The organism is Flagellimonas olearia, assembly GCF_009184425.1.
In the GTDB taxonomy this organism is placed as follows: domain Bacteria; phylum Bacteroidota; class Bacteroidia; order Flavobacteriales; family Flavobacteriaceae; genus Flagellimonas; species Flagellimonas olearia.
Map to the genome: position 1 here is coordinate 1,729,163 of NZ_WELG01000001.1, position 12,244 is coordinate 1,741,406.

15 protein-coding genes are annotated in these 12,244 nt (G+C 43.9%); 11 read left to right on the top strand and 4 right to left on the bottom strand.

The genetic code is table 11. From position 1 onward, the window contains the following. Positions 1-68: 68 nt before the first annotated feature. Complete coding sequence (locus F8C76_RS07525) at positions 69-440, top strand: PUR family DNA/RNA-binding protein (RefSeq protein WP_129652987.1); 372 nt, start codon at positions 69-71, stop codon at positions 438-440. An 89-nt stretch (positions 441-529) separates the two neighbouring features. Then, on the top strand, positions 530-3,058 hold the full coding sequence (locus tag F8C76_RS07530; RefSeq protein ID WP_152131137.1) for a M14 family zinc carboxypeptidase: 2,529 nt from the start codon (positions 530-532) through the stop codon (positions 3,056-3,058). On the opposite strand, the gene F8C76_RS07535 is transcribed toward F8C76_RS07530, so the two are convergent. Further along, the gene (locus F8C76_RS07535; protein WP_152131138.1) at positions 3,033-4,079 is read right to left on the bottom strand and encodes a 1-acyl-sn-glycerol-3-phosphate acyltransferase; all 1,047 of its coding nucleotides are present in this window, start codon (positions 4,077-4,079) and stop codon (positions 3,033-3,035) included. The two genes, F8C76_RS07530 and F8C76_RS07535, sit on opposite strands and share 26 nt — an antisense overlap. After that, on the bottom strand, positions 4,079-4,996 hold the full coding sequence (locus F8C76_RS07540; RefSeq protein ID WP_170283996.1) for a bile acid:sodium symporter family protein: 918 nt from the start codon (positions 4,994-4,996) through the stop codon (positions 4,079-4,081). The genes F8C76_RS07535 and F8C76_RS07540 overlap by 1 nt, the downstream gene beginning before the upstream one ends. A gap of 88 nt (positions 4,997-5,084) precedes the next feature. Between F8C76_RS07540 and F8C76_RS07545 the strand changes: the two genes are divergently transcribed. The 3 genes from F8C76_RS07545 to F8C76_RS07555 are packed head-to-tail and all read left to right on the top strand — an operon-like array spanning position 5,085 to position 6,487. Continuing rightward, positions 5,085-5,639 (top strand): thioredoxin family protein, encoded by a 555-nt coding sequence (locus F8C76_RS07545; RefSeq protein ID WP_152131139.1) that lies wholly within the window; start codon positions 5,085-5,087, stop codon positions 5,637-5,639. After that, on the top strand, positions 5,640-5,963 hold the full coding sequence (locus F8C76_RS07550; protein WP_152131140.1) for a cupin domain-containing protein: 324 nt from the start codon (positions 5,640-5,642) through the stop codon (positions 5,961-5,963). Positions 5,964-5,965: 2 nt separating this feature from the next. Further along, positions 5,966-6,487, top strand: coding sequence for a GNAT family N-acetyltransferase (locus tag F8C76_RS07555; protein ID WP_170283997.1), 522 nt, complete (start codon positions 5,966-5,968; stop codon positions 6,485-6,487). Between the two features lies 1 nt (position 6,488). Here F8C76_RS07555 and F8C76_RS07560 read toward each other — a convergent pair whose 3' ends face one another. Then, complete coding sequence (locus tag F8C76_RS07560) at positions 6,489-7,031, bottom strand: YfiT family bacillithiol transferase (protein ID WP_152131142.1); 543 nt, start codon at positions 7,029-7,031, stop codon at positions 6,489-6,491. 164 nt (positions 7,032-7,195) lie between these two features. Here F8C76_RS07560 and F8C76_RS07565 point away from each other — a divergent pair, with 164 nt between their 5' ends. Both F8C76_RS07565 and F8C76_RS07570 read left to right on the top strand, forming a co-directional pair. Beyond that, positions 7,196-7,834 carry a peroxiredoxin gene (locus F8C76_RS07565; RefSeq protein WP_152131143.1) on the top strand — a complete coding sequence of 213 codons (639 nt, stop codon included), beginning with the start codon at positions 7,196-7,198 and terminating at the stop codon, positions 7,832-7,834. 88 nt (positions 7,835-7,922) lie between these two features. Beyond that, positions 7,923-8,117 (top strand): cold-shock protein, encoded by a 195-nt coding sequence (locus F8C76_RS07570; protein ID WP_116218286.1) that lies wholly within the window; start codon positions 7,923-7,925, stop codon positions 8,115-8,117. Positions 8,118-8,587: 470 nt separating this feature from the next. Here F8C76_RS07570 and F8C76_RS07575 read toward each other — a convergent pair whose 3' ends face one another. Then, a complete protein-coding gene (locus F8C76_RS07575) occupies positions 8,588-9,520 on the bottom strand; it encodes a peptidylprolyl isomerase (RefSeq protein ID WP_152131144.1) in 933 nt (310 codons plus the stop codon). Between the two features lie 135 nt (positions 9,521-9,655). On the opposite strand from F8C76_RS07575, the gene F8C76_RS07580 reads away from it, so the two are divergent. The 4 genes from F8C76_RS07580 to F8C76_RS07595 all read left to right on the top strand — a co-directional run bounded on the left by F8C76_RS07580 (position 9,656) and on the right by F8C76_RS07595 (position 12,242). Then, positions 9,656-10,741 carry a TlpA disulfide reductase family protein gene (locus F8C76_RS07580; protein ID WP_152131145.1) on the top strand — a complete coding sequence of 362 codons (1,086 nt, stop codon included), beginning with the start codon at positions 9,656-9,658 and terminating at the stop codon, positions 10,739-10,741. Positions 10,742-10,764: 23 nt separating this feature from the next. Then, positions 10,765-11,388 carry a class I SAM-dependent methyltransferase gene (locus F8C76_RS07585; RefSeq protein ID WP_152131146.1) on the top strand — a complete coding sequence of 208 codons (624 nt, stop codon included), beginning with the start codon at positions 10,765-10,767 and terminating at the stop codon, positions 11,386-11,388. A gap of 62 nt (positions 11,389-11,450) precedes the next feature. Next, the gene (locus tag F8C76_RS07590; RefSeq protein WP_152131147.1) at positions 11,451-11,828 is read left to right on the top strand and encodes a nuclear transport factor 2 family protein; all 378 of its coding nucleotides are present in this window, start codon (positions 11,451-11,453) and stop codon (positions 11,826-11,828) included. Positions 11,829-11,852: 24 nt separating this feature from the next. Then, positions 11,853-12,242 carry a nuclear transport factor 2 family protein gene (locus tag F8C76_RS07595; RefSeq protein ID WP_152131148.1) on the top strand — a complete coding sequence of 130 codons (390 nt, stop codon included), beginning with the start codon at positions 11,853-11,855 and terminating at the stop codon, positions 12,240-12,242. The last annotated feature ends 2 nt before the right edge of the window (positions 12,243-12,244 follow it).

A 12,244-nucleotide genomic window follows, 5' to 3' on the forward strand; every position in this document is an offset into this window, starting at 1 on the left:
ATTAGCTTTTTTTTTACATTTTTGGTAGAATTATACAACATAAGAAACTAATTACAACACAAGACCACATGGGCGAGAAAGATATCATGGATCAGGAAGAGATTTATTCCAAAGTCTTACGGGCCGGGAGAAGAACCTACTTTTTTGATGTAAGGAGCACCAAGGCCGGCGATTACTACTTAACCATTACGGAAAGTAAAAAGTTTACCCATGATGATGGTTCTTTCCACTACAAAAAGCACAAGATTTACCTATACAAGGAAGATTTTACCGCTTTTAAGGAGATCATGGAAGAGATGATGGATTATATTATTGACGAAAAAGGTCAGGAAGTAATTTCTGAGCGTCATCAAAAAGACTTCAAAAAAGAAGAAAACGACATCAGCGAAAACGGAACCGCTTCAGGGAGTTTTACCGATGTGAGCTTTGATGACATTTAACAACATCATCTTATTAAAAAAAGAAGAAACGGCCTGCCAATGCAGGCCGTTTTTTTATTTTTATCAAACGACTAATTCAAAATGACCTCATGAAAAAAATCAACTTCCTATTCCTGGCGATAATCATGGGCCTAAATCTAAGTGCCCAACAAGTCACACTGGACTATTATCTCCCCAACAATATCTCGTACAATAGCAGCATCCCTAAACCCGCCGAAATCATCGGCCATGAGGTTGGGGAATGGCATGTGACCCATGATAAATTGGTATTCTACATGCAACAACTCGCTGCATCCAGCGACCGGATTAGCATTGAAAACCGGGGAACCACTTTTGAAGGAAGGCCTTTACTACTACTTACAGTCACTTCACCAAAGAATCATCAAAATCTGGAAACCATACGCCAACAACATGTAGCACTTTCCGAAGGAAATGGCAATACGGACACCGCCAACATGCCCATTGTGGTCTATCAGGGCTTTTCCATCCATGGAAATGAACCCAGTGGTGCCAATGCCGGATTGGCCTACGCCTATTACCTTGCTGCGGCCCAAGGTCCAGAAATTGAATCCCTTTTGGACAACACCATTATCCTTATGGATCCCAGTTTCAACCCAGATGGACTACAGCGCTTTGCCTATTGGGCCAATATCCACAAGAGTCAGAACCTAAATCCGGACAGCAACGAGAGGGAGTACCACGAGGTTTGGCCTGGTGGACGCACCAATCACTATTGGTTTGATATGAACCGGGACTGGTTGCCTGTACAATTACCGGAGAGTAGGGCCCGAATTGAAACCTTTCACCAATGGTTGCCCAATATTTTGACCGACCACCATGAAATGGGCACTAACTCCACCTTTTTCTTTCAACCTGGGGAGCCAACACGGGTACACCCATTGACCCCGAAAATCAACCAAGAACTCACCAAGGAAATTGGAAGCTATCATGCCAAGGCCTTGGACAAAATTGGTTCATTGTACTATTCCGAAGAAAATTACGACGACTACTACTATGGCAAGGGTTCCACATTTCCTGATGTGAACGGCGGCATCGGGATTCTTTTTGAACAAGGTAGTTCGCGGGGCCATATCCAGGAGAGTGACAACGGCCTCCTGACCTTTCCTTTTACCATACGAAACCAGTTTACCACAGCACTCTCTACCATAGAAGCCGCACAAAACATGCGAACCAAGATTTTGGATTACCAGCAAGGGTTCTATGCCGACATGCGCAACGAAACCTCTCGCAGTAAAACCAAGGCCCTGATTTTCGGGGACAGCAAGGATGCTTCCAAAACTTGGCATTTGGCAGAAATTCTTAAAAGACACAAAATAAAGTTCCATGAACTGGCCTCAGATGCCACCATCAATGGAAAAGCTTTTAAAAAAGGGCATAGTTATGTGGTTCCCATGAACCAGAAAAACCCAAGATTGATCAAGGCGATGTTTGAGAAGCGAACCACTTTTACGGACAGTCTCTTCTATGACATTTCGGCCTGGACCTTTCCATTGGCTTTCAATGTGGATTATACTGAACTTAACTCCCTGTCCAATGCAGGGCCAGAAGTAATCGATTTTAAACGTCCCGTAGGGAGTGTCAGTCAAAAAAGCAACTACGCCTATGTATTTGAATGGCATGACTATTACACTCCAAAAGCCCTGAACAAAATATTGGAAAAAGGATTGCGGGCAAAGGCCGCCAAGTCCCCATTTACTTTGGAGGGCACCCGGTATGATTATGGTTCCATCATGGTTCCGGTACAGAACCAAAAATTGGATACCGATGAGCTGTACGCCTTTTTAAATACCGTAGCCCAAGAAAGTGGCATCCATATCAGCGGGGTTTCCACGGGCCTTACCCAAGGCATAGATTTGGGGAGCAATGATTTTGAAGCCTTGAAACAACAGAAAGTAGCCTTATTGGTAGGTGAGGGTACCCGCTCTTACGATGCCGGGGAAATCTGGCATTTATTTGATACTCGGTACGATATGAAAATCACCAAAATAGATACCCGCTACTTCAACAGTGTCGACCTTGATTCCTATACTGCCTTGATCCTTACGGGAACCGGTTGGGGAGGTGGTACGCTTTTGGATAAAAAAGGTGCCGAAAAGGTCAAGGAATGGGTGAAAAATGGTGGTACCATTATTGGATACCGAAACACGGCCAATTGGTTTAAAAGCAATGAGTTCCTGGACCTTGTTCTACGTAAGGACACCTTGGTCGCCAAGAACATTGCCTTTGACCAAAAGGAGGATTTTCAAGGGGCCCAAGTTACGGGTGGTGCCATTTTTGAAGCCAAATTAGATCGTTCACATCCTATCAATTATGGATATAAAAATGATAGGTTGGCCTTGTTCCGAAACACCAACATCTATTTGGAACCGGAAAAGAACAGCTATGACAATCCCATCCAGTATACCAATAACCCGTTACTAAGCGGTTATATTTCAAAGGAAAACGCCGAACTCATCAGGAACAGTGTTCCGTTCAAAGTCAAACGAATGGGCAAAGGAAGGGTTGTACTATTTACGGACAATACCAATTTTAGGGCCTTCTGGTATGGCACCAACAAACTGTTGATGAATGCTATTTTCTTTGGGCCGATGATGTAATACCCATTTTTACAAGCACAAGATTTACCACGGCATGCCCAAATACAAAAAGGCATGCCGTTTTTGCATGGTACAAATGCCATAGGAGCACAAAACAAATACCATAGACCAATGGATAGACCAATAGCGCAAAACCAAAACGAAACGTAGCTTCAAATTCAGCTTCGGGAACCTTGGGCTTCAACACACTTCTCCACAACAAAACAAATGGAAGGTTCCATAACGTAAATATTACCTTTCGAAGGGAGTTCCCAACGTTCTTTTTTTCATCGACCTCCATTGAAAGATCTCCTTGGTCAATCAATACATTTACCGCTACAGGGTCAAGATACTGCTCACCATTTTCTCCCAGATTTTGTACTACACTATCATACTCTGTATTGGGGATATGGGTAGTACATTGCATGAGACCTTGCTGAACTTCTTCTTTTAGTCTGTTAATAAAATCAGGAGCAGTTTTATGGTCTTGGACAGAGATGGGATTCCCAAAAACCAAGGTCGCTGAATCCCCAGCTTGTTGGGGATAGGCATAGTTTTGTCCAATGGGCACCAACTGGATATCCCAATTTGGGTTTTGTTCCAAAGTGGCTTCAACAATACGGGTAAACCCTTTGCTAAGGGGTCTTACCCGTCTTTGCAAACTATGGTTAGCTTCGGGAAACAACACAATGGTGTGGTTGGCTCCCAGCAATTGGCCGCATTTTTCAAACACCGCCTTATTTTTGGGAACACTGGACTTACCATCCCTTATCCGATACACCGGCATCATTTGCAAAAAACTGAAAAAAGACTTAAAAAAAGAGGTCTTGAAAACATCGGATCGGGTCAAAAACCAAGGCTTTCTGCCACAATATACCGCAATCAGGAGCACATCCATAAGTGCATTCTGATGGTTGGAAAGAAACAACACCGGCCTATCCAAAGGAATAGTACTCCTACCCACTATCTTGATTTTCCGATAATAGAAAAACAAGCCTACAGCAACCCAAAGCTTAAGGATGGAATATGCCAATTGCCTCATTATACCAGTTCCTCTTTTTCAATGGGCCTATATCCCCAGACCGTTCCCAGCACCAATCCGGAAACGAGATGCCAAATTCCCCAAAAAGCGGTCAACAAGGCCATACCTCCCAAGCCATCAAAAAACGTAAAAATCAACAGCAGTCCCAATCCTGAGTTCTGGATACCGGTCTCTATGGTGATGCAGCGGATGTTCTCTTGGGACAATCCCAACGATTTCGCAACGGAAAATCCGGTCAACAGTGCCACCAGATTATGTACTACAACCAGCCAAAAAACGTAGAGCACATACTCCATAAAAACATCGATGTTCCTATATAAGGCCAAAAACACCAAGACCACAAAGAACAACAAAGAGCCTATTTTAAATCCTCTTGCCATTTTCTTTGCGGTACGAGGGGCATAATGGTTGAACAACATTCCCAACACCAAGGGTATGCCCAACAAAAGGGCCACCAATTTCACCATGTCATAAGGAGAAATGGAAACTTCCTTTAAAATGGAGGCCGTTGGCCCATACATTCCGCCCCAGAAACTTAGATTGACCGGGGTCATAAAAATGGCCAATAGCGTTGCAATAGCAGTCAAAGTGACCGACAAAGCTGCATTTCCTTTGGAAAAATGGGTGAAGAAATTGGACACGTTGCCCCCTGGGCAGGCCGCCACCATAAACATGCCCAACGCCATACTGGGTATGGGTTCCACCATCCAAACCAAGGCAAAGGTGATGGCCGGTAGCACCAAAAACTGACAAAAAACACCTGCAATCACCGGTTTTGGGGTCCGTAACAGGCGTTTGAAATCATTAAGGGTAATCTCCAAAGCCACTCCAAACATGACCAAGGCCAAGGCAATGTTCAAGGTCCAAAGCGATTTCTCATCAAAATTGATGTGTACCGTATCTATGATTTGCTCCAAAACAATGGTGTTACCATCACAATATACAGGATTCTTTCCATTAGAAGAAAGCTCATGAATTTTATACCTTTAAACCCTAAAAAAAGATATGGCCCGTACCCCAAGTAACATGCTCGCATTGGGCACCAAAGCCCCAGAATTTGAATTATTGGACACCGTATCCAATGAGACCCTTTCCTTGGAAAAACTGAAGGGAAAGAACGGAACCGTGGTAATGTTCATCTGCAATCATTGTCCTTTTGTGATCCATGTAAACCCAGAACTATCCAAATTGGGAAAGGAATACCAAGCCAAAGGAATTGGCTTTGTCGCCATTTCCAGTAATGATGTGGTCAATTATCCGCAAGATGCCCCTGACCTTATGAAGGAGAAGGCCAAGGCAATGGAATATTCTTTTCCATATCTCTATGATGAGACCCAAGAAGTGGCCAAGGCCTATGATGCCGCCTGCACCCCGGATTTTTACCTGTTCGAAGCAAATTTGGAGCTGGTTTACAGGGGACAACTGGACGATTCAAGACCAGGGAATGGCCTGCCCTTGACCGGTAGCGACCTGCGCAATGCCATGGATGCCGTTTTAAACGGAAACGCTGTCGATTCCAATCAGAAACCCAGTATTGGCTGCAATATTAAATGGAAATAAATGAAGCTCAATCCCAAAGAAGCACTCCAACAATTATCAGCCCAGGACGTTCCTTTTATAAACTTGTTTGAGCATGGCACCTTGTCCGTTGAGATCTATAAACCGGAAAAGGTGGACCTTCAACAACCCCATTCCAGGGATGAAGTATATGTGGTCATTTCGGGAAGTGGTGAGTTTTTGAACAATGGAGAAAGAACTACCTTTTCGCAAGGTGATTTTCTTTTTGTTCCTGCCGGGGTCGAACATCGATTTGAAAACTTTACTGATGATTTTGCCACTTGGGTACTTTTTTATGGCCCTGAAGGAGGGGAAAATAACCCATGAGCATGGAAGTCACTTTAGAAATTGTAAATCTAGCCAGATTGGACACGTACTGTTCGGTTGGGCAAAAATCGTATCGGGAGCATTATCTCCATTTGTGGGAGAATGAGGACCCAACCCCCTACATTGCCCATAGCCTTGAAAAATCTGTCGTAATGCAGGAGTTAGAGGACCCCAATGCGGCCCACTACCTTGTAAAAGTTGGACAGGAAGTCGCTGGAATTGTAAAATTGGTCAAGAATTGCGGTATTGATGAGCTTTCTGATGACATTTCCCTAAAAGCAGAAAAAATCTATCTACTGAAAGCCCATTCCGGCAAGGGACTGGGCAAAAAAGTGCTTCAACTGATTAAACAGGAAGCCTTGGCGCTAAAAAAGAAAGTGATCTGGTTGGATACCATGCAAAAGGGAAATCCCATTCAGTTTTATCAGAAAAATGGATTTGTGGTAAAACGAGAAAGCGAGCTTACCTTGGCTGGAGCCAAAGCTTCTGAAAAAGCCATGTACATTTTGACCAAAACCCTTTAAATCACCACCCTTTTCGTTCCAAAAGGTTCTTGATATGGGCGAAATGGTGACTACCGTGCCATGCGTAGCGTCCAATATTCTCTTTTAGGGTGGTCTCTTCATTCCCATCCGGATGGGTAAACTTCCGTTGAAGTTCTTCTTCTGACAGCCCTTTCAACAGATAGACCAACTTGGCATGTACTACCTTCAAATGGTCCAATGACATCTGTATAGGAGCCGATTTGGAATCAAACAACGCTGTCCAAGCCTTCTCATCATACGGTTTGATCAGTGGGTTATCTTCGGTAAGCGCCCACTTAAATCGGATGTAGCTATGGTGGTGACTGTCCGCAATGTGGTGTACCAATTGCCTTACGGTCCAACCCTCTGGCCTGTACGGAGTTTCCAATTGATCCTCGGAAAGCGGCAGGACCATTTCGGCCAAGCGTTGGGGAAGATTCTCCAAAACAGTGATCCATTCATCCAAATGGTGCTGTGTGATCGGATTGGGAATTTGATAATGCCCAATAGGGTAACGAAGTTGCTCCAATTGTTCTTTTTCCATATACCAAAAATAAGGAACTCTTCCACAGAATAGGATAGCGTTCAATCATAAAACGCAGAAGCGACCTCAATTTTAATACACTTTTAACGCCATGAAAAACATGCAATTAAATTATCTACTAATTTTGTAGGACAACTATTTTTTAATCTAAAAACAAAACATATATGGCCGCATTACGATTGGGCGATACCGCTCCTGATTTCACTGCCGCAACTTCCGAGGGCACATTGAACTTTTACGACTATCTTGGTGATGGTTGGGGCATTCTTTTTTCGCATCCCGCTGATTTTACCCCGGTATGCACAACAGAACTGGGCACAGCTGCCAAGTTCAAGGGCGAATTTGACAAACGCAACGTAAAAATGATGGCATTGAGCGTTGATGGTGCCGAATCCCACAAAGAATGGATCAAGGATATCAACGAAACACAGAACACTGTGGTCAATTTCCCCATCATTGCCGATGAGGACAAAAAAGTGTCCGACCTATATGATATGATCCACCCCAATGCAAACGATACGCTTACCGTTCGTTCGGTATTTATCATTGGCCCGGACAAAAAGGTAAAATTGATTTTGACCTATCCTGCATCCACGGGACGGAACTTCTACGAGCTTTTAAGGGTCGTAGACTCCCTACAATTGACCTCAAACCATAAAGTGGCCACACCCGCAAACTGGAAAAATGGGGAAAAGGTTGTGGTCAGTCCGGCCATTCCCACCGAAGAAGCAAAGCAAATCTTTTCGGGTGGGGTTGAAGAAGTTAAGCCGTATTTGAGGTTGACACCGGACCCCACTGCATAATCTTTTTTTAAGAAAAAATAACAAAAACCCTAATTATCAATAAATTAAACGTACATTCGCTGCTCAAATTAATTTTTTAGTATTTATTATGAGTAAAGGAACAGTAAAATTCTTCAACGATTCAAAAGGTTATGGCTTTATCACTGAAGAAGGTTCAGAAACAGATCACTTTGTACACATTTCAGGTCTAATCGATGAAATTAGGGAAGGTGACGTTGTAGAATTCGAACTACAACAAGGTAAAAAAGGATTGAACGCCGTAAACGTACAAGTTATTGATTAAGGTACAAACGCTCTTTTTTATAAATAAAACCCGGGTTTTTCCCGGGTTTTTTATTTTTTAAAAATTTGGACGCAACCTCTTTCCTTTTTTATATCTATCCTATAAAGACGTTCCCCCATAACCATTAAATAAAAATGCTATGAACACTTTTTTTGGGATACTCCTTCTCCTTTTGGTTGTTAACGCATTGCTACTTATTCTGAGTGTCAACGGTTCAAAAAAGGGCTTCTTCGGTGGAATTTTTCACAAAAATTAGGCCTCAACCTAAATATCAAGACAATACGGTAGGGGTTTTCCACGTTCAATTGTTATCATAGAAAGACAATATCCTATTATGGGCACATTCTTTACCGTTTTACTGCTATTACTTTTCCTGAACTTCTGCTTGCTTTTGGTCAGTGTCAATAGAGCCAAATAAAAAAAGCCTCCTGTTTTGGAAGCTTTTTATGTTGCACATCTCTGGAAGTTATTTATTTGACACCCATAAGTTCCACATCAAAAATCAAAGTGGCATCAGGTGGAATAACCCCTCCTGCTCCCGCACTTCCATAGGCCAAGTGTGAAGGAATCACAAAACGGGCCTTATCACCCACTTGCAATAGTCCAATCCCTTCATCCCATCCTGGAATAACCTGACCTACACCCAAGCTGAAGTCAATGGGTTGATTTCTTTTATAGGAGGAATCAAAAACCTGTCCATCGGACAAACATCCCTCATAATGTACAGAAACCGTGCTGCCTTTTTGAGGTTTGGCCCCACTCCCTTTTTGAATGATCTTGTATCGAAGACCACTATCGGTTTTGTCAAACCCAGCTGCCAATTCTTCCATCTCCGCTTCCGCTTTGGCCTTGGCTTCCGCAATTCGTTTCTCCCGGGCTCCCTCAAAGGTCCTGAAAGCCTCAATGGCATTCCAATTTTGGGCATCATCCCCTACCCTTACAATTTCCAAACTTTCAATTGTATCGCCTTGGGCAATGGCGTCCACTACTTCCTGCCCATGCTCCACATGTCCAAAAACAGTATGCTTGTTATCCAACCACGGTGTGGCCACATGGGTAATAAAAAACTGGCTCCCATTGGTACCAGGACCTGCATTGGCCATGGAAAGTACTCCCGGCCCCTCATGGGTCAACTCTGGGTGGAACTCATCATCAAATTTATATCCCGGGTCACCAGTACCGGTTCCCAAAGGACACCCCCCTTGAATCATAAAATCCGCAATCACCCTGTGGAACTTCAGTCCATCATAATAGGGTTTGCCCTGGGGTTTTGCCGAATTTTCCATGTTACCTTCTGCCAAAGCCACAAAATTACCCACGGTACCCGGGGTTTTGTCATACGTAAGCTTTACCAATATTTCACCTTTGGAGGTGTTGAATTTCGCGTAGATGCCGTCTTCCATATCTTCTGATTATAAAAATTATTGGATGTTATCTTTTACAAGATTGCAAAGGTAGGGGTTTTAAAGGGCAATCCCTTGAAGGTCCGATCTTTTGCCAAATAAGAAGTATTTTTATAGAGCAAAATTCACTGACCCATGAAACAGCTCGTCATCATCTTCCTCGTATTGGCAATAACAATCTCATGCCAAAACAAAACGGATACCCGTGGGTTTACCATCCAAGGAACCGCAAAGAATGTACCTGATGGAACCCATATTCTCCTGTACTTCTTTCCCAACACCCATAAAGTTGTGGATTCCACGGTTGTCATGGGTGAAAAGTTTCAATTTAAGGGAAATCTGGACCGTCCTACCTTGGCCCATGTACGAATGCCCAATAGTAGGGATGACAAGACCTTCTGGTTGGAAAATGCCGAAATACTAGTGGTTGGCGAAAAAGGACGTTTTATGGATGCCGAAATCACCGGCTCCAAAACACAAGATGAGTCCACCTTACTTTTGGCACGCAAAGATTCCCTATTCAATGAAATGGAAAAATTGGAGGCCATGGTAACGGACAGCAATAGGGACTCCCTTTTTACAATCTATGAGCAAATGCAGAATGTGGAGGTGGGCATCAACCAAAAGTTTATCGCGGAATATCCTGAATCCTATGAAAGCCTTACCCGATTGAACTGGTCCAAGGAACGTCTTGGGGGCCATAAGACCGAGCAATTGTTTTCTTCCTTGGGCACGGAACTACAGACTTCGGAGGAAGGAAAGGCCATACAGGAATTCATTGCCAAGAACCAGACCCTTGCCATCGGTGACACCTATGTCGATTTTAAACAGTCCGACCCAGATGGACAAATCGTCCGACTTTCTAACGTAAAAGGGAAGTATACCCTATTGGAATTTTGGGCCTCTTGGTGCGGACCATGCCGAAGTTTCAATCCTGAACTGGTGGAACTCCATGAGCAATACAGGGACCAAGGGTTCGAAATCTTGGGAGTTTCCTTGGATTCCGATGAAGGTCGATGGAAAGGGGCCATTGAAAAGGATGGGCTCACCTGGACCAACGTAAGCGACCTAAAAGGAGGCAACAATGAAGCCGCCATGATCTATGGGGTACGGGACATCCCGGACAATTTCCTCATTGATGAAAACGGGAAAATCGTAGCACGGTTTATCCGCGGGGACGCCCTAAAAAACAAGCTCAAAGAAGTATTTGAAATCAAATAGGAAGACCCTTTAAAATAAAAAGCATGGAAGACCCTTGGTTAAAACGATGGGACGAACGGTATAGCAACACGGCATACGCCTTTGGGGAAAAACCCAATGAGTATCTGCGAGAACAATTACAAAAACTCGAACCCGGGAACATCCTTTTTGCGGCTGAGGGCGAAGGCCGCAATGCCGTGTACGCCGCCAAATTGGGTTGGACCGTTTCCGCGTTCGACATCAGTACCGAAGGACGCAAAAAAGCTTTACAGCTTGCTGAAAAGAACAAGGTATCCTTGAACTATGAGGTGGGACAACTACCCGACCTCGCTTATACTGAAGGGCAGTTTGATGCCATTGCACTGATCTATGCCCATTTTCCAGCCTCCATTAAATCCGCATACCATAAACTACTCAGCAGCTATTTACGCAAGGGAGGAACGGTGATCTTTGAGGCTTTTGGGAAAAAGCATCTGCCGTACCGGGAGAAAAATCCCAAAGTGGGCGGCCCAAGGGATTTGGAAAGCCTTTTCTCCATCGAAGAATTGCTCGAAGATTTTACGGATTATGAAATCACCGAACTTGTAGAAAAGGAAGTTGAGCTCAACGAAGGGCTTTACCATTCGGGAACCGGTTCTGTGGTGCGGTTTGTGGGACGGAAAAAATAAAATTACCCCCATCACCCTTTTTAGAAACTGAAAACCCCGAACTTCCACCAAAAACCTGCCGGATGACAAAAATCACCTCAAAGCCCAACTGCGGAAACTCCCCCAAAATGGCATTCCTGAAAGAATTCAACATTGCCTTTGCCAAAGCCAATGTGAAGTTCCTTCTGGACAGCGTAACGGATGATATCGTCTGGACCATTGTTGGGAATGGAAAAATAGAGGGTAGAGAGCAATTTGCCGATGCATTGGAACAAATGACCACCGAAAACATATCGGAATTGATCTTGGACCAAATCCTTAGCCATGGAAAAGAAGGGGCTGTACGCGGGACCATGGTGATGCGGAACGGAAAGCAGTATGCCTTTTCGGACTTTTATGAGTTCAAAGGGGCCAAAGGCGAAAAGATTAAAACCATGACCTCCTACGTCATCAAACTATAAACGAACCGCAGAGATTCACAAGGAATGAAATCGAACATTGAAACCATAAAGGAGCTGTACCAAGACTTCTCCAAAGGAGACACCAACGCCATAAAGGAGAAATTTGCCCAAGACATTGAATGGATCCAAATGAAGGGCTTTCCCAATGGAGGGCACCATATTGGGTTTGATGCCATTCTCAAGAACGTGTTCCAGAATTTTGGCGAGAACTGGACCTCTTGGGCCGCAACCATTGACGAATATGTGGATGCAGGCGAATCGGTCTTTGCGATTGGACAGTACAAGGGCACTTATGGCAAAACAGGAAAATCCATGACCGCGGATTTTGCCCATCGGTATGTCCTGAAAAATGGAAAGATCACCAAGTTTACCCAATATACGGATACCAAATTGGTGGCCGATGTGATGGAGTGATC